Origin of the sequence: Providencia sp. PROV061 (genome assembly GCF_011045655.1) — a bacterium.
GTDB classification, from domain to species: Bacteria; Pseudomonadota; Gammaproteobacteria; order Enterobacterales; family Enterobacteriaceae; genus Providencia; species Providencia hangzhouensis.
In genome coordinates this window covers 1-17,989 of record NZ_CP042861.1, presented here as the reverse complement: position 1 = coordinate 17,989, position 17,989 = coordinate 1, and the positions used below count along the sequence as shown (strand labels likewise).

The window sequence follows — 17,989 nt, the reverse complement described above, 5'->3', positions numbered from 1 at the left end:
GTAGGTTCACTACCCCAATGTGCTAAAGGTTTACAGTTGGTCATCCGTTGGTGGAATCGGTTTTGATATAACCGTTTTTGCTGGCTGATTAGCCCCTTTAGCTGCCATAAAACCGTTTATAAGATCTTGAACTTCGGGGTTTTTCAATAATGCGGCAATATCAACTTTTTTGTCTTCTTTGCTACGATTAATGAGTTTTTCAACATTTTCTTTTGCGAAACTGCTTTTATCCATAAAACCATCAACGGCTTTTCCGAGGCTTAGTGCTTTAGAGAAGGTGTTGAAGAAGCTGCCATCACCGCCCACAATTTCAATATTGGTTTTGCTAAGCGCTGCAGCCAATACATCAGCTTGCTCCCGGGCAATTTCTTTATTGGCGTCGATAGATGCCATGGCTTGTTCAAATTCTTTCTCAAGGCGCATACGAAACTCTTCATGAGAGCGAGCGGTATCGCTGAGATGATCCATAGATTTAAATTTGTCAGTTAAACCATCGGCTTCAGCTTTCAAGCGTTGGCGGATAACTTCTGCTTGTGCTGAACCTAATTGGCCTTCTCCTCGAGCTTGTGCTGCCAGTTTTTCTTCCAGTACTTTCGCATCAGCCAAGCCTAGTTTTTCTTTGGCATTGGCTTGTTGTTCTTCACCACGAGCTTGAGCGGCTAATTTCTCTTCAAGGATTTTCGCTTCAGCAAATCCTTGTTGTTGTTCTGCTTTGGCTTTGGCTTCCATTACCTGAGCTTCCGTTAAGCCTTTTTCTTTCAGCCCACGTGCTTCCGCTAACAATTTCTCAGCTGTAATGTTGGCAAGAACAAGACCTTCTTTTTCTTCCGCCTCTGCGGTTGCTTGGCGAACTCGAGCTTCTGCTAAACCTAATGCCGCATGTTCAGCTTCAACCCCTTCAGCTAAGCGTTTTTTGGCTTCAGCTTGTTTTGCTGATGCTTCTAATTCTGCTTGTGCCATGGTGCTTATTTCTTCTGCACGGTGCTTAGCACTGGCTTCATCGGCTTCGGCTTTTTTCACTTGGCGAACTAACGATTCTTCCGCTTCTGCTTGTGCATTAATCACTGTGACTTGGCGCATACGTTCAGCTTCAGAGACTTCACGAACTTCTTTGATTCGTTCCTCTTCCTGTGCCACGGTTTTTTCAACTGCTACACGTTCACGTATAACATTGGAGATATTTTTGCGTTCTTCTTCGAGTGCTTTTTCTTTTTCTATGCGCTGTAATTCAACTTCTCTTTCACGGGCAACAATTTCAAGCTCACGTGCTCGGCTCACTCGCTCTTCTTCGATAGCTACAGCACGAGTACGGTTTTGTTGAGCGACTTCAACTTCACGCATGCGGTTTTCTTCACGGATTTCAATTTCTTGCTGGGTTTGAATACGCGCTTGCTCTGCTTTAAGGCGTTCTTCTTCTTGAACACGTAAAGTTTCAGCTTGTTCACGGGCACGAATATTATCAATTTCACGTTTTTGGCGAGCTTCGGCATCGGCTTGTTGGCGCTCTAAAGCTAAACTTGCTTCGCGGGTTTCAACGTTTTTCTTTTGAATTGCGAGCTCTTGGTCACGCTCTTTTTGGTTGGTCTCAATATTGTGAATTGCGGTGATTTCAGTAATTTTACGAATACCTTCGGAGTCAAAGATATTATTTGGGTCTAAGGCTGATTTAGGTGTTTGTTCTAGGTAATCAATAGCTACATCTTCAAGGGCGTAGCCGTTAAGGTCCTTTCCTATCACATCAACAATGCGGTCACGGAAGTCTTGTCGGTTTTCAAATAAAGTGGCTAAATCCAGTTGCTTACCTACTGTTTTTAAGGCTTCAGAGAATTTTGCACTGAATAACGTGCTGACCGCTTGATGGTCTGATGCACGGTCAACACCGATAGCTTTTGCAACTTTCAGCACGTCTTCCGTCGTTTCATTCACTCGCAAATAGAAAGCAACGGTGATATCAGCACGTAAGTTATCATGACAAATCAAGCCATCTTTACCGCGGCGATCAACTTCAAGTGTTAGCAAAGAAATACGCATGAATTCTTTTTTGTAGATGACAGGGTAAACTAATGCCCCTGTAAAATGCACTTTAGGCTGTGATGACATGTCATTGACAATCAAAGCAGTACCTTGTGGGACTTTGATATAGAAGGCTTTGAATAACCCAAAGAACCCTAAAATAACTAGGATGATCCCCCCGATAATTGTTAAAAAGGGCATTAGTGCAGCCAAGTCCATATTGATTCTCCATTGGTTCTGACGATGACGTCATTTCGATTATGCAAGCAAGATATTTATTTTTAAAAAGAGAAGTTATCCGTGGCGAAATTCATTTTCACTGACAACTTGATAACTGTGCGATGCTGCGTCATAGCTAATGATGACTACACGATCACCGCGTTTTAACTGTTCTGAGGATGGGGCGCGTATTTGTAGAATTAACCCAGCTCCACCATCTTCTAATAGTGCCTCGCCATTTTGTTCAGTTACCGCTCCTGACCGTACAGTGGCGTATTTACCGATAAGTTGTTGTACTGTTTTTGGTTTATTGAGGCTCACTAGTTTTTTACGCACAGGTTTTAAGCACAAAGCGGTTAAATGAAGAGAGATAAATAGGGTGATCGCAAAAACGGCGAAGCTGACGAGATAGCGTAATAAGTCAGTATCAATGAAGCGAATAAAGATATGTACGCTGAAATAACTGATTATCCAGCCAAAAAGAGTAAATAACGTGACAATAATGGTGACAGGGATCCCTGCTAAGCCAAGCTTAGTTAACCAGCCAGCAAAACCGGTTGCATCAATACCGGCATCAAATTCGGTATCAATATTAAATACGTCGATATCCAATAAACCAAAAGCGGCACATAACCAATAAAATAAAACAATGATTAGCAAACCACTAAAGATAATTGTTGGGAACATCAAACTGTTATGGAAAAACAAACTCATAGGGTTTTCTCTTTATTATTAATACATTATTGAGTTTACGTGAAAAGTAACGTTTGTTTAATTTATCACCATAAAATAATTTAACTTAATAATATATTTTTTAATTAATAGCAGTATCAGACTAGTCTATAAGCACTTTTATTTTTTGGGAGTTTCTTATAACACTGGTTGTTTATCCAGTTTTATTTGGTGAAGTTATTCCTAAAGTCTTATTGATAATAACAGGGCATTGATAGGAGAGAATTTTACCATTAATCGTTAAGTTGATGATAATCATTCTCAAACAAAGAATGGGGGTTTAAAGTACAAAATGGGGAGAATAGAGTTGATTAAGGTGATAAATTTGCGCTTCACTGTTTAAAGCATCTATGAAGCGCAAAAAAGTAAGATTAGTCTATCAAGTTCAGGAATGCCGCACCTCGTGCACCTCCAGAGTCACCATAACGTGCTTTTTCAATTGCAGGTAGTGTTGCGATGCCATAAAGGTATTGTGGAAGCACTTCTGGTAGTTGTTTATAGATTTCTTCAAACTGTGACAAACCTCCGCCAATAACCACTAAATCGGGGTCAAAAACAGTGACAATTTGCCCCATAAACATCGCAAGTAATGACATATAGCGGTTAACATGTTCTTTTGCTTGAATATCACCTTGTTTATATTGTTCGATAATTTCGATAGCGGAACGTTTTTCATTGGTGAATGAGGAATAAATACGCTCAAAGCCTGGGCCTGATAGGTAGGTTTCAAAACAAGCAGTTTGGCCACAGCCGCAAGTTATTTCAGGAACTTTTTCCCCTAACAGCTTGGCTCCACGAACGCTGAGGTTCATATGGCCAATTTCTCCAGCGATTCCATTTTTACCGGATAAAACTTTGCCATTTATAATAAACCCACCGCCCACACCAGTCCCTAAAATTAAACCAAGGACGGTAGGATAGCGTTTGAAGTCAGGGTCCCAAGCTTCTGATAATGCAAAGCAATTTGCATCATTTTCTACTTTTACTGGGCGTTGTAATATATTAGCAAGATCATGAATTAAAGGTTTGTATTGTGCAGTAGGGACATTGGTTGTAAATACGGTTCCTTCAGCATGGTTTACGATACCGGGGACGCCAACACCAACTTTTCCTTGGCAATTAAATTTTTCATCTGCTTCGAGTGTGAGTTCGAGAAACGTATTTAAGAGCGTTTGGTAGTCATCTTTGGGTGTAGGAACACGCTTTTGCCAGACCTGATTTAATTCGTTGTCAAAGACGGCAAGCTCAATTTTTGTCCCGCCCATGTCAAAGCCGTAATACATTTTCATCTTCCCCTAATGGTTTATTTATTAAAAAGATAACGTATCTATTTGATAAATAATAAATGATGGAATCTACTGATCTAATTATACAAAAGTTCATCAGAGGATAAATTACTGTTTTGGTTTTTATTTTGTATATGGCACCTTTTCTTAACTTTTAGCCTTTTTGAACCTTTTTGAATAAAAAATAATTGCACCACTATTTTAAATGCGTTATTGTTATATTATAACATTACATCTAGGTGGTTATTATGAAACAGGGGATCCATCCACAATACCGCACCGTGGTTTTCCATGACACAAGTGCAGACGCCTATTTTAAAGTAGGTTCAACAATAAAAACTGAAAAAACAATCGAGTATGAGGGTGAAATATTTCCATATGTCACGCTTGATGTCTCTTCTCAGTCACATCCGTTTTATACCGGTAAACAGAAAATGATTTCTCAGGAAGGTAAAACGGCACAGTTCCAGAAACGCTTTGGTCGTTTTTTACAGTCAGAGGGTAAATAAAGATGAAAGTACTGAGTTCATTAAAAACGGCAAAAACCCGTCATCCAGATTGCCAAATTGTTCGCCGTCGTGGGCGGGTGTATGTCATTTGTAAAACAAACCCGCGCTTTAAAGCGGTTCAAGGCTGTAAGAAAAAACGTTAACTATTGAATTTAAATATAATTATAAAATTTCCTGTATCGCTTTATATTCTATTTGCTTAGCCATTGCAGATTATTGCTCTCTGCCGTGGCTTTTTTTATTTGTTTTTTTGTCCACTGATTCCCTCGATTATTAGCATGATTACTAATCTTCTTATTATTAGTGATGAAATTCACTTGCACATAGATGCATATTTTGTCAGGTTTAATACATCCGAAAAATTTCTAGCTTCAATTTTTGTGAATACTGAATGAATGATAACAATGACGGTATTTACTTTGTGGAGTCGAAACTAGAAATTTCTTGGTAAAAATTTAAACGAACAGGGTGAGTAAAAATGAAAAATGTAGGGTTTGTTGGCTGGCGAGGAATGGTCGGCTCAGTATTGATGCAGAGAATGGTAGAAGAACGTGATTTTGATGCGATTCATCCTGTTTTCTTTACCACATCACAACATGGTGCCGAAGCACCTGTTTATGGTGGTCACCGTGGTGTTTTACAGGATGCCTTTGATATTGATGCATTAAAAGCGCTGGATATTATTATTAGCTGCCAAGGTGGTGATTACACTAATGAAGTTTATCCTAAACTTCGTGAGTCTGGTTGGAATGGTTACTGGATTGATGCGGCGTCTTCATTACGTATGAAAGATGACGCGATCATTATTCTTGACCCAGTGAATAACCAACATATCCAAGATGGGTTAAATAAAGGCATTAAGACCTTTGTTGGTGGTAACTGTACGGTAAGCCTGATGTTGATGTCTTTAGGTGGGCTGTTCACTAATAATTTAGTGGAATGGGCATCTGTTGCAACTTATCAAGCAGCATCAGGGGCAGGGGCTCGTAATATGCGTGAGCTTCTGGCACAAATGGGGTCTTTACATACTCAGGTCGCTAAAGAACTCCAAGACCCAGCTTCTGCTATTTTAGATATTGAGAAAAAAGTCACAGATTTCACTCGTAGTGGCACAATGCCAACGGATGCGTTCGGTGTACCATTAGCGGGCAGCCTGATCCCATGGATTGATAAAGCATTAGAAAACGGTCAAAGTCGTGAAGAATGGAAAGGTCAAGCGGAAACGAACAAAATTCTTGCAACAGGCAATAACATTATTCCAGTTGATGGTTTATGTGTACGTATTGGTGCGCTGCGCTGTCATAGCCAAGCTTTCACATTGAAGCTGAAAAAAGATGTTCCGTTGAATGAAGTTGAGCAATTGCTTGCCTCACATAATGATTGGGTGAAAGTGGTTCCTAATGACCGCGAAATCACTATGCGTGAGTTAACTCCAGCGGCAGTTACTGGTACGCTTAGCACTCCTGTTGGTCGCTTGCGTAAACTGAATATGGGCCCTGAATACTTATCTGCCTTTACGGTTGGTGACCAATTATTGTGGGGAGCCGCCGAGCCTCTTCGCCGCATGCTAAGAATTTTATTATAAGCGCGGCACAGCGATAAGTCGTATTCGATAAACCTGCATAATTCAATATGCAGGTTTTTTTGTACCTAAATCAGTGACGAGTCGGTTCATTCTGCGGTGGCTGGTGTTCTAACTCTTTTGCCAAGAAGTAGTTCAAGAATGTTCGGATCACGGCAATAATACCTAATTTGATAAGGCTATCTAAATCAGGGTCGACGGTCGTTGCTAAAATATCCGCAGCGAGTTGGAACTCCAATGCAGTCGCTAACCAATCACCAAAACAATAGCGAGCGGTACGTGCTTTTTGGGTTTTCATCCACACGATTAGGGTCTTGATTAACCCAATCACCACGCAGATGACTGAAATTGCTTCTAAAAGTAACTGGAGTACGTGAACACTAGACACCAGTAATTCACGTAAAAAAACTAAATCGAACATTAAAACCTCGATAGGTAAGCAGGATTCATATTTGTTAACTATGGGCAAATATTCGCAAAATATCGAGTTTTATTGTGGATCTATCGTCTCAGAAGGTAATTGGCTAATGGATAAAATATTTCGATTGCCATCGATTACCTGAATATTTTTATTGGGTTGATAACATTCACGTAAAGGTGATAAGCAAGCTTGCTGTGAACCTTGTTGTATATTAAGCCAATCACTGATTAGCCAGTAATTATTCGCAGTAGAATAGGGAGACTGTAAATTTTCTGGGCTGATACTTGGTTTACTGGCGCTTTGACTGTACCAAATCAGCAAGGGGATTTCATAGGCTTCTTTTCTTGGGTTGTTAACGCCATGGTGGTAGTGAATATTGTTATCGCTGTCTAGGCGTTGTAATGCGTGGTCTGAATAGTACATCAACGTCGCAGGTTTCCCTTCGAGTTGTTGCATTAGGCTTTCGATAAATTTATCGGTATAAGCAATTGAACTGTCATAGCAATCGTCATCGTCTTGGCCACTAAATGTTTTTAGCTCATCTTCAGGAAAGCGGTTACAGGCAGGTTCATGGCTGCCATAAGTATGTAACACAATGAGTTTTTTCTTATCAGTAGGGTCATTGATCGCGTTATTGAAGTCATCTTGCAGCTCTTCATCGTAGCCGACAAATTCGTTCCACGTTTTCTTTTGTGACATAGAAGCAATAGCAGAAATGATACTGGTACGTTTATTGGTTTTTCCCTGGTTGCTGACCCAATAGGTTTTAAAGCCCGCATGATTGGCTAATGAAATGATATTGTCCGAATAGTGTGATTTATCCTGCATTTGCTCAAAGCGAATATTAGATAGTGAAATAGGGACTGACAAGATAGTCACAGGTGCAGGGGAATAAGCTTGTTGAAACGCCAATATTTGTGATTTGCGCTTATTTAAGTTAGGCGTTGTATCATACTGATAGCCGTAAAAACCCATATGATCACGGCGCAATGACTCACCAATGACAAGCACATAGATTTCAGTTTCAGACGCTTTTTTCTGGTAGTTAAATGCGACCTTTTGTGATGATATTTTTTTTATGCCCCGGTTTTCATACAAATTTTTGACTAAAGCCGCCGCATTGTAGAAAGGGGTATTTAAGAAGTATTTTTCTGTGATCAATAACGCGCTATCAGGCTTGCTTAGTAATGAGGCGTAATAGGTTGGAATAGCTAATAGATAGCCACAAAGTAGAGCCATACTTGTCGTTGTTATACGACGATTCATGTATTTTGCACATTGATGAATACATGCTAAATAAGCAGAAAAAACAAATAAATAAAAAATAACATAACCAATGTTATAGGAAAGCATTCCTACGGTTTCACTGCTATTGGTATTGATAAAAGTTTCTGCAATCGAAGAAGAAAAGCGGATATCGTGTTTTTGATAAAAGAAGAATGAAACAGATAAATTGAGAGCCCACAGGAGTGAAACAAACACCGTGAAAATTTTGCCAAGCAAAAAGCGATAAATACCGGCACATAACAGTATTATCAGCGCTCCTGAAATGACGATGGCAATGTCAGCCATAATGCTGGCATCTCCACTGAAAAATACAGGGGTGATAGATATCAATAATGCATAAATTGAAATAATAAGTTGGCGTATCATAGTGTTATTTTACGTATTTTTGACCTTACCTGAGGTTATAGAGACAATTAAAAAATAGTTAATTAACATCTAATTAACTTAGGGCGTTGTTTGTTTATAACATAAAAAAAGATAAGATAATCAAAATAGTGGCGTAAAAAACTGTAAAATCTCGTGATGTTTAGTCATGACCTGCCCCCCACAAGTTGCGAGGGGAGGTAAAGTATTGAGTTAGAAAGTTACCGCAATTTTGGCATCAATATTGTTATCGTGATAATTTTTTGATAAAAATTTATTATAATTAATTGATAGCTTTGTATTTTCTTTTATATTGATATCGGTACCGACTTTTAATGCGACACCATGGCGTGATGCAGGAACACTATGCGCTGTAAATGAGCTCGCGGTATCGGTAAAATTCAATTTTAGTCCTCTATTTAAATTCCCGTATTGATATTGCCAGTTAAGCTCACCGTGTAAACCGATATTTGATGTTTTACTCAATTTCCATTGGTTATCAAGGCGTAGCCCAAGGGTTGATAACACCGTATTGATGCGCTGTTTACGTGCCTGTAGTGATGTGCTGTTGATGTTCTCATTAATAGCATGATTCATTGCGCTGATATAAGTGAGATTGGTAAATGGCTCAATATTTATCCCTTTTGAGTTAATTGGATAGGCCAGCTCCATAAATGCTTGATGTGTATTGGTATAATAGCTCGATGAGTGACTTGTACCATCACTGATTGAGCGTTCGGTATGAGTGAGATGTGAAGTGTGACCGAGCCCTGCACGAACCGCGATAGGTTGCCATAAAGCGCTACCATAAATGGCGGCATGGTAGTTATTACTATTAGCGTGGTCAAAGGGGTTAGATAAGTCACTTTGGCTAAAACCTGCGGCGATACCTAATGTCATTTTTTCGTTAATAAAACGTCGATTTGCCCCAAGCAATAAACCATAATTTGATGATTTATACCCAGTGGCATTGTTATCGTCGGTCGTTTTATCCCAATCATAGAGCATTTTGACCCACACATTGCCTTTGTTTTCGCTACCCCATGATTCAGATAAGCGAGCTTGCTCAAGTAGTGTTTCTTTAATCTGACGGCTATTATTTATTTGATTGGATAATACGTCAGCGTATATTTGGCCTGTGACATTGCTAAATATCGTTTGAGCTTGTTGTTTTGTTTGGCTTTTCAACGTTTGTTCATAAAGCGCATGGTGCGTAGGAAGTGTTTCAATGGCTTCAGCCACTGCGATTTGGTTTTGTGTTGCTGCCGTGCTGGAAAATGCCGTGTTATTACGCCCTATTTTAAGTGTGACTTCTTTGGGGGAGTAATTTAGCGTCGTTCCAATAAACTGGTAATTAGGTACAACGGCATCAAATTGGCCATCAATCCCTTTTTGAGCAGTTAATATCGTATATTGTGTATCAAATAGTTGGTTGATATCTTGCTTAGAAAGCGGGCTATTTTGATTTTCAAGAGTGACACTGACGGTCCCGCCCTTTAATGAAGCTGAGCCTTGGCTGATGATCTTATCGTTTTTACCTGCTGGATTGATTTCAACCAAATAATGGCTATCTGGTGCAAAACTCACGGAATCAACAATATTAATTGTGCCAACTGAATGGCCTGGTGCAACAACAGCGCCTTGGTTGGCGGTTAATTGATGAATGCTTCCATTGCCCGTTAGTAAACCGTGGTGGTTAATATTGACGGAAGCTCCGATTTTGCCGTTATCTAGGACCAGCGCGCCTTTATTGATATCTAATGAAGAGTTTAAGGTTTTTTTCAGGGTGACGGTTCCGCCATTAATATGGGATTTTTGCGAGTATTTATTTTCACCCGTTAAGACTAAATGGCCTTGGTTTACTGTAAAGCCTGCGAAGGTATTGTTACCAGATAATACTAATGTTCCTTGGCCCTGTTTCGTTAACTTTCCTGTGCCTTGTATATTGTTTGTCCATTCATCTAACTTTCCAAAATTAGCAATATCAAAGTCATTAGTGTTTTGGTTGACGATAAAGTTTTCATATAAATAAGCGGGGCCATGATAAGCCGTAGGTAGGTTAATTAATCCCCAATAAGAGTTCGGATCATTTTCTTTGATATTCCAACCCGCAATTGACTGGCTTGGATATGCCGTGCTGGCTAAAATATTATTCCATTGTGCATTATTCAAGTAAGGGAAACGTAATCGAAGTAAATAACCCGCCGTTTTAGGGATATTTTTAGGGTCGATCATTGGTGTATCTTGTATTTCTTTTTTTCCATAATAACCAATGTGGTCATTGGTAATAGGGGAAGAAACGGTTAGGCAATTTTGTATGTTATTTGAACATGATGATGAAATGTCATTACGAATATTTTTTGCCGATTCAACAATGAATTTGGTGTTTTTTTCATCGGATAGTAGCTGTGATAATAAATAATAATTACCTACACGGGAAGCGATGGTATCGGTGGCGAAGTGTGCGCCAACAATCACGCGGCTTTCACCGTATTCAATCGCTCGGTTGAACGTTTCACTGCCTTTTTCAGGGAAAATCATCGCTAATACGGCAGCTTGTTTAAAACCATTCCACGTATGGCCACTAGGGTAAGATGAGCCCTGTATTTGTGAGTAGCCCGCAATATAATGGCCTTCATCATTCAACACTTGATAAGGGCGACCGCGTTTAAAATGGTCTTTAAGAATAAAATCGACTGACCGAGTACGCTGCTTTTTTTCATCATAAGCACGAGTACTTGTGTCATGTAATAAATTGATTTCTTTGTATTGGCTATGGTTTCTTAGGTTAAGATCATGTTCGCCAAACAGGATGGTTTGAAAACTATTAAATAAATAACCTGAGTTTTGGGATTTATCCGCGAGTGCTAAATTTTTCCTTTCACCTGTAATATTGATGTATTCGTTACTAATCAGCCTATCTTGCTCAGCAACTTCGCTACCTTCTTTAGGTGTATTATTAATAATATTTTGTTTTATATCTTCAAGCCATGCACTTCTTGTATTGATAATATTTTTCTCTAATTCTAAAAGATTCGTTTTTGCTGTTAGAGTATTGGTGAATATGAATGGCAATAAGGTCATTGATGCTGAAATAAAAATTTTTCTCATTATAACTCCGCCGATGCTATTGGTAAAAATTTCATTTGGCGGAGTTTATTTATAATATATTTATCTTTTATGACAGTTTTAAAAATAAAAAACCTTTATTAATTAAAGTGATAAGTTTTATTTTTAATTGTTTTGTTTTTTACGAAGAGGCTTTTTATTGATTGGTTTTGTTTTTTTATTATTTTATTATTGGTTTGATTAAATAGTAAAAATAAAATAATAGCTATAAAAAAAATCATAAAAAATAACCCCAAACTTTCGTATGGGGTTATTGAATAACGTTTAATTAGCAGAATAGTTAAATATCAATATTTGCTGCTTTTAATGCATTCTCTTCGATAAATGCACGGCGCGGCTCAACAGCATCACCCATTAATGTGGTGAATAGTAAGTCGGTTGCAATTGCATCTTTAACCGTTACACGCATCATACGGCGCGTCTCAGGGTTCATGGTGGTTTCCCAAAGTTGCTCAGGGTTCATTTCACCAAGACCTTTATAACGCTGTACGTATAGGCCGCGACGTGACTCACGTGTTAACCAAGCCAAAGCTTCTTCGAAGTTACTGATATCTTGACGGCGTTCACCACGCTTGATGTAAGCACCTTCTTCAATTAAGCCACTGATTAAGTCACCTAAATGAGTGATACGGCGGTATTCACTGCCATGAACAAAATCAAAATCGAGATTATAGTCGGTATCAACACCATGGGTGCGAATACGGATAGTTGGTTCGAATAATTGACGTTCACGGTTTTCGTTAATGGTATAACTATATGTGCTACCGAATTGCTCGTTATCTTCTAAGCGCTTAACCAGAGTTTTAGCCCATTCTTCCACTTTTTCGCTGACTTTTAAATCATCTTCAGTCAAGGTTGACTGATAAACCAAGCTGTTAAGTAGGGCTTGAGGGTAAAGGCGCTCAAGACGACGAATAATACGGTGTGCGGCATTATATTCGACAACCAGTTTTTCCAGTTCTTCGCCTTTCATTGCTGGAGCTTCGGCACTTAAATGCAGTTCAGCACCATCAAGGGCGATAGAAATCAGGTAATCGTCCATCGCATCGTCATCTTTAATGTATTGCTCTTGTTTACCACGTTTCACTTTATACAGAGGTGGTTGAGCTATAAAGATATGACCACGTTCAACAATTTCAGGCATTTGGCGGTAGAAGAAGGTCAACAGTAACGTACGAATGTGCGAACCATCGACGTCCGCATCCGTCATGATAATGATGCTGTGATAACGCAGTTTGTCTGGGTTATATTCATCGCGACCAATACCACAACCTAATGCCGTAATCAGGGTTGCAACCTCTTGTGAAGAAAGCATTTTATCGAAACGCGCTTTCTCTACGTTTAGAATTTTACCTTTCAGTGGCAAAATGGCTTGGTTCTTACGGTTACGGCCTTGTTTTGCAGAGCCGCCCGCGGAGTCCCCTTCCACAAGGTACAGTTCAGATAGCGCAGGGTCACGTTCTTGGCAGTCAGCCAGTTTACCTGGCAAGCCAGCTAAGTCTAACGCGCCTTTACGGCGAGTCATTTCGCGGGCTTTACGTGCTGCTTCACGTGCGCGTGCTGCATCGATGATTTTACCCACAACGATTTTCGCGTCGTTTGGGTTTTCCAGTAAATACTCAACTAATTTCTCATTCATCATCGTTTCAACCGCCGTTTTCACTTCGGAAGAGACTAATTTTTCTTTGGTTTGTGATGAGAATTTAGGGTCTGGAACTTTCACTGAAATAACGGCAATCAGGCCTTCACGTGCATCGTCACCGGTTGCGTTGACTTTGCTTTTTTTCTGATAGCCTTCTTTTTCCATGTAGTTATTCAATGTACGCGTCATTGCTGCACGGAAACCAGCGAGGTGAGTTCCCCCATCACGCTGAGGAATGTTATTGGTGAAGCAGTATACGTTTTCTTGGAAACCATCATTCCACTGCATTGAAACTTCGACGCCAATACCGTCTTTTTCAGTTGAAAAATAAAAGACAGAAGGGTGGATAGGGGTTTTGTTACGGCTTAAATACTCAACAAAGGCTTTAATACCGCCTTCATAATGGAAATGGTCTTCTTTGCCATCGCGTTTATCGACGAGCTTAATAGAAACACCTGAGTTTAGGAACGATAACTCACGTAAGCGTTTTGCTAAGACGTCGTATTCAAATTCAGTCACACCTTTGAAGGTGTCCATGCTTGGCCAAAAACGAACGCGTGTTCCTGTTTGGTCGGTTTCGCCGACTACAGTCAGAGGCCCTTGAGGCTCACCGTGTTTGTAGATTTGCTCATGAACTTTGCCATCACGGCGGATAACTAATTCTAATTTTTCAGATAAGGCGTTAACAACGGAAACCCCAACACCATGCAAACCGCCGGAGACTTTATAGGAGTTGTCATCAAATTTTCCGCCAGCGTGCAGAACGGTCATGATAACCTCTGCGGCGGAGACGCCTTCTTCTTCGTGGATACCTGTAGGGATACCACGTCCATCATCCTGTACGGAGATAGAGTTATCGGCATGGATAGTGATCACGATATCATCACAAAAGCCTGCGAGGGCTTCGTCGATAGCGTTGTCGACAACCTCGAAAACCATGTGATGAAGACCTGTTCCATCGTCTGTATCACCGATATACATGCCCGGGCGCTTACGCACCGCATCCAGTCCTTTTAATACCTTGATACTTGAGGAGTCATATGTATTCGACATCAACGTTTCCTGCTCTTTCTATTCCTGAGGTTGAACTTCTATTTTGCCATGTTCTACACTAAACATCTTGCTATTTGCATCTATCATATCATTAACTTGCTCAGGTGTAATGGCACTGACAAACACTTGCGCTTGTGTAGCTTTGAGGCGGGCTGCCAGCAATTGGCGACGGCCTGCATCAAGTTCAGAAGCAAAATCATCCAGTAGATACAGGCATCGTTGCCCGCTCTGATGGGTGAAAAATTCACCCTGCGCTAACCTTAATGCACACATAAGTAGCTTCAATTGCCCCCGCGAAAGCATATCTTCAACAGGGGTTCCATTTGCTCGTATACGCAAATCCGCTTTATGTGGCCCTGAAGCGGTATAGGTTAGTGCTCTATCACGCTCAAATTGGCGCTCTAATTGTTCTGAATAATCAATTTCTTTATCCCAACCACGTTGGAAGGATACCGAGAGTGAAAATTCGGGTAAAAACTGTTGGCAAGTTTGCTCAATATTTTCGGCAATACCTGCAATATAGTCATGACGCCATTGGCTTATTTGCTCAGAAAGCGGTGCCAGTTGTTTATCCCAATGACGAATTTGCTCATAACGGGTAACTTGTCGTAAAGCGGCATTACGTTGCTTTAATAACCGTTTTAAATCTGACCATACTGAAAAAAACAGTGGGTCATTGTGAAAACAACCCCAATCAATAAAAGCCCGTCGATATTTAGGGCCACCGTTTAGCAAGGTAAACCCTTCTGGGGTAATCAATTGCATTGGCAATAATTTTGCTAGTTCTGCAATTTTATGGCCATCAGTACCGTCTATTCGAACTTTACTGTCACCATCACGGTTTTTGCTTAAACCTAATGAAAGGTCTTTTCGCTGTTCATCTAAATGGCTAAGTTTACCATGAAGAATGAATTGTTCTTGCTCATGACGAATAACTCTGTTCGCTTGAATGCTGCGAAATGCACGACCATGACCGAGTGTATATATGGCTTCCAATATGCTAGTTTTTCCGCTCCCATTGGGGCCAATTAAAAAATTGAACCCATTAGCAAGGGAGAGATCCGCATTTTCAATATTTCGAAAATCACGGATCAATAAACGCGAAAGGATCATAAATACCGATTACAAGCGCATTGGCATGACAACATACACGGCTGCTTTACTATCAGCGTCTTCAATCTGCACACTGGAAACGGCGTCGGTTAACAGAAGTTGCACATTTTCACTTTTTAGCGCATTTAAGACATCTAAGATGTAGCTGACGTTAAAGCCAATTTCCATTTCAGTACCTTGGTAGCTTACATCAACAATTTCTTCAGCTTCTTCTTGCTCTGGGTTATTGGCAGTGATGCGTAATTGGTTTTCACTGAAATACAGACGGACACCACGGAATTTTTCATTCGATAAAATAGCCGCACGCGAAAATGCTTGTTTAAGTAAATCACAGCGTGCTTCTAAGGTTTTATCTGGGTTTTTTGGTAGTACTCGGCGGTAATCAGGAAAACGGCCATCAACCAATTTAGAGGTAAAGATAAAGTCCCCCACGTGAGCGCGAATATTATTACTGCCGATTTGCAGTTGTAGAGGGGTGTCACCACCATCTAACAAACGCATTAGCTCAATAACCCCTTTACGAGGTACTATCACTGAATGAGAGGGTAGCGATTGGCCAATATCCATCGCACACACGGCAAGCCTGTGCCCATCGGTTGAAACGGTTCTGAGCATTTGATCTTCGGTTTCAAATAGCATGCCGTTGAGGTAATAGCGGACATCTTGGTGCGCCATTGAAAACTGAGTGGCTTCAATTAAACGTTTCAGTATTGATTGCGGAAGAGAAAATTCCACTTCGCTTTGCCAGTCATCCAAGTTTGGAAAGTCAGCGGCCGGCAATGTGGATAATGAAAAGCGGCTACGCCCAGAACGGACGAGCAGTCTGTCATCATTCAGCTCTACATGAATTTCAGAACCTTCAGGTAACCCACGCCAGATATCAAAAAACTTGCGTGCGGGCACGGTCGTTGCGCCAATTTCATGTTCCCCAGTTAGGGCAACATTGGCCATCATCTCCATTTCAAGGTCGGTTCCAGTGAGTTGGAGGGTACCTTCTTTTACCTGTAATAAAAGGTTACCTAAAATAGGCAGAGTTGGACGCCCACCTAAAGGACCACTAACCTGTTGTAACGGTTTTAATAACTGCTCGCGTTCTATTGTAAATTTCATAGCAATTAAGATGATAATGTTCTGATTAAATTAGAAAAATCTTCTTTGATGTCATGGCTTTCTTCCCGTAATTGTTCAATTTTACGACAAGCATGTAACACCGTGGTATGGTCACGGCCGCCAAAGGCATCCCCGATTTCAGGTAAACTATGGTTAGTCAGCTCTTTCGCCAGTGCCATTGCCATTTGACGCGGACGTGCGACAGAACGGGAACGGCGTTTAGACAGTAAATCTGCTACCTTAATTTTATAATATTCAGCAACTGTTTTTTGAATATTATCAATAGTTACCAGTTTTTCTTGTAGTGCTAATAGGTCACGCAGTGCTTCTCTGACAAAATCGATAGTAATCGCGCGGCCAGTAAAGTTTGCGTTGGCAATGACACGATTTAACGCCCCTTCTAACTCACGAACGTTCGAACGAAGGCGCTTGGCGATGAAAAAGGCCACTTCACCCGGAAGTTGAATCTCATTTTCATCTGCTTTTTTCATTAAAATCGCCACGCGAGTCTCTAACTCAGGAGGCTCGATTGCCACGGTTAAACCCCAGCCAAAACGCGATTTTAAGCGATCTTCCACACCGTTAATTTCTTTGGGGTAACGGTCGGAGGTCAAAATAATTTGTTGATTACCTTCAAGTAGCGCATTAAAAGTATGGAAAAACTCTTCTTGCGAGCGCTCTTTGTTAGCAAAAAACTGGATATCGTCAATAAGCAATGCATCTACAGAACGGTAATAGCGTTTAAATTCTTCAATTGCGTTGTTCTGTAGAGCTTTGACCATATCTTGAACAAAACGTTCTGAATGCATATAAACCACGCGAGCGTTGGCTTTATGCTGCATAATACTATTGCCGACAGCATGTAATAAGTGGGTTTTACCTAAACCAGTCCCACCATAAAGAAATAATGGGTTGTAGGCCCCACCTGGATTTTCTGCCACTTGCCTCGCTGCGGCGCGAGCCAATTGGTTCGATTTACCTTCAACAAAGTTATCAAAAGTGTGCTTAGGGTTTACATTTGAACGATAAGCAACTTCTGGTTGTACTTTGGCTGAGTTGTCCCAACTCGGTTTAATTGGGGCTGACGGAACGGCAAACGCAGGTACTTGTTGAGCGGTACGAGCTTGTGTTGCTGCCGGTGCGACTGTAATCGGTTTGTTGCCTACCTCAAAGTGTAGTGCAGGCGCGTCAGTTCCACAAAAGTCATTCAATAATTCATTGATATTATTGATGTACTTGTCTCTAACCCAGTCGAGAACGAAACGATTTGGGGCATAAAGTGCCAGTGTATTGTCGTTTAATTCAGCTTGAAGGGGGCGTATCCACATACTGAATTCTGTGGCAGGTAGTTCATCCTGCAATCGGGCAAGACATTGCTGCCAAAGCGAAAGTGACACGTTGGACTCCCCTAAACAAGGTCAATGGAACAAGAAGTACGGATGTAAACAAAGAAATTTCTCGGGCTTACTTTTAATCGCATGTAGTTTAATAGCATGTAGTAGCATGACCCAAAAATGTTTTAGATTAACT

13 protein-coding genes are annotated in these 17,989 nt (G+C 40.5%); 3 read left to right on the top strand and 10 right to left on the bottom strand.

The features are described from left to right. Window positions 1–30: 30 nt before the first annotated feature. The 3 genes from FVA72_RS00065 to nagK form a co-directional block, all read right to left on the bottom strand. Window positions 31–2,232, bottom strand: a complete 2,202-nt coding sequence (locus tag FVA72_RS00065; RefSeq protein WP_094961989.1) for a flotillin family protein — start codon at window positions 2,230–2,232, stop codon at window positions 31–33. A gap of 75 nt (window positions 2,233–2,307) precedes the next feature. Further along, window positions 2,308–2,946, bottom strand: a complete 639-nt coding sequence (locus tag FVA72_RS00060; protein ID WP_110592764.1) for an OB-fold-containig protein — start codon at window positions 2,944–2,946, stop codon at window positions 2,308–2,310. Window positions 2,947–3,335: 389 nt separating this feature from the next. Next, window positions 3,336–4,247, bottom strand: coding sequence for an N-acetylglucosamine kinase (gene nagK, locus FVA72_RS00055; RefSeq protein ID WP_094962017.1), 912 nt, complete (start codon window positions 4,245–4,247; stop codon window positions 3,336–3,338). A 251-nt stretch (window positions 4,248–4,498) separates the two neighbouring features. Between nagK and FVA72_RS00050 the strand changes: the two genes are divergently transcribed. The 3 genes from FVA72_RS00050 to asd all read left to right on the top strand — a co-directional run bounded on the left by FVA72_RS00050 (window position 4,499) and on the right by asd (window position 6,344). Further along, window positions 4,499–4,759, top strand: coding sequence for a type B 50S ribosomal protein L31 (locus FVA72_RS00050; protein WP_004906261.1), 261 nt, complete (start codon window positions 4,499–4,501; stop codon window positions 4,757–4,759). A gap of 2 nt (window positions 4,760–4,761) precedes the next feature. Continuing rightward, window positions 4,762–4,902: a type B 50S ribosomal protein L36 gene (ykgO, locus tag FVA72_RS00045; RefSeq protein WP_004906260.1), complete on the top strand. Its 141-nt coding sequence runs from the start codon at window positions 4,762–4,764 to the stop codon at window positions 4,900–4,902. 335 nt (window positions 4,903–5,237) lie between these two features. Next, window positions 5,238–6,344 (top strand): aspartate-semialdehyde dehydrogenase, encoded by a 1,107-nt coding sequence (asd, locus tag FVA72_RS00040; RefSeq protein WP_004906258.1) that lies wholly within the window; start codon window positions 5,238–5,240, stop codon window positions 6,342–6,344. A gap of 70 nt (window positions 6,345–6,414) precedes the next feature. Here asd and FVA72_RS00035 read toward each other — a convergent pair whose 3' ends face one another. The 7 genes from FVA72_RS00035 to dnaA form a co-directional block, all read right to left on the bottom strand. After that, the gene (locus FVA72_RS00035) at window positions 6,415–6,762 is read right to left on the bottom strand and encodes a DUF1622 domain-containing protein (protein WP_004906256.1); all 348 of its coding nucleotides are present in this window, start codon (window positions 6,760–6,762) and stop codon (window positions 6,415–6,417) included. A 69-nt stretch (window positions 6,763–6,831) separates the two neighbouring features. Continuing rightward, window positions 6,832–8,415: a phosphoethanolamine transferase gene (locus FVA72_RS00030; protein WP_110592765.1), complete on the bottom strand. Its 1,584-nt coding sequence runs from the start codon at window positions 8,413–8,415 to the stop codon at window positions 6,832–6,834. 210 nt (window positions 8,416–8,625) lie between these two features. After that, entirely contained in the window at window positions 8,626–11,523 is a 2,898-nt protein-coding gene (locus tag FVA72_RS21790; RefSeq protein ID WP_110592766.1) for an autotransporter domain-containing protein, read from the bottom strand. A gap of 298 nt (window positions 11,524–11,821) precedes the next feature. Continuing rightward, a complete protein-coding gene (gene gyrB / locus FVA72_RS00020) occupies window positions 11,822–14,236 on the bottom strand; it encodes a DNA topoisomerase (ATP-hydrolyzing) subunit B (RefSeq protein WP_004906247.1) in 2,415 nt (804 codons plus the stop codon). A gap of 18 nt (window positions 14,237–14,254) precedes the next feature. Further along, window positions 14,255–15,349, bottom strand: a complete 1,095-nt coding sequence (gene recF / locus FVA72_RS00015; protein WP_096863652.1) for a DNA replication/repair protein RecF — start codon at window positions 15,347–15,349, stop codon at window positions 14,255–14,257. 9 nt (window positions 15,350–15,358) lie between these two features. Then, on the bottom strand, window positions 15,359–16,459 hold the full coding sequence (gene dnaN / locus FVA72_RS00010; RefSeq protein WP_004906243.1) for a DNA polymerase III subunit beta: 1,101 nt from the start codon (window positions 16,457–16,459) through the stop codon (window positions 15,359–15,361). Window positions 16,460–16,464: 5 nt separating this feature from the next. After that, entirely contained in the window at window positions 16,465–17,856 is a 1,392-nt protein-coding gene (gene dnaA, locus FVA72_RS00005) for a chromosomal replication initiator protein DnaA (RefSeq protein ID WP_004906241.1), read from the bottom strand. Between the last annotated feature and the right edge of the window lie 133 nt (window positions 17,857–17,989).

Bases quoted from the DNA above. Each gene is read 5' to 3' on its own strand.
- FVA72_RS00065 (WP_094961989.1), bottom strand. From the start codon at position 2,232: ATGGACTTGGCTGCACTAATGCCCTTTTTAACAATTATCGGGGGGATC.
- FVA72_RS00060 (WP_110592764.1), bottom strand. From the start codon at position 2,946: ATGAGTTTGTTTTTCCATAACAGTTTGATGTTCCCAACAATTATCTTT.
- nagK (WP_094962017.1), bottom strand. From the start codon at position 4,247: ATGTATTACGGCTTTGACATGGGCGGGACAAAAATTGAGCTTGCCGTC.
- FVA72_RS00050 (WP_004906261.1), top strand. From the start codon at position 4,499: ATGAAACAGGGGATCCATCCACAATACCGCACCGTGGTTTTCCATGAC.
- ykgO (WP_004906260.1), top strand. From the start codon at position 4,762: ATGAAAGTACTGAGTTCATTAAAAACGGCAAAAACCCGTCATCCAGAT.
- asd (WP_004906258.1), top strand. From the start codon at position 5,238: ATGAAAAATGTAGGGTTTGTTGGCTGGCGAGGAATGGTCGGCTCAGTA.
- FVA72_RS00035 (WP_004906256.1), bottom strand. From the start codon at position 6,762: ATGTTCGATTTAGTTTTTTTACGTGAATTACTGGTGTCTAGTGTTCAC.
- FVA72_RS00030 (WP_110592765.1), bottom strand. From the start codon at position 8,415: ATGATACGCCAACTTATTATTTCAATTTATGCATTATTGATATCTATC.
- FVA72_RS21790 (WP_110592766.1), bottom strand. From the start codon at position 11,523: ATGAGAAAAATTTTTATTTCAGCATCAATGACCTTATTGCCATTCATA.
- gyrB (WP_004906247.1), bottom strand. From the start codon at position 14,236: ATGTCGAATACATATGACTCCTCAAGTATCAAGGTATTAAAAGGACTG.
- recF (WP_096863652.1), bottom strand. From the start codon at position 15,349: ATGATCCTTTCGCGTTTATTGATCCGTGATTTTCGAAATATTGAAAAT.
- dnaN (WP_004906243.1), bottom strand. From the start codon at position 16,459: ATGAAATTTACAATAGAACGCGAGCAGTTATTAAAACCGTTACAACAG.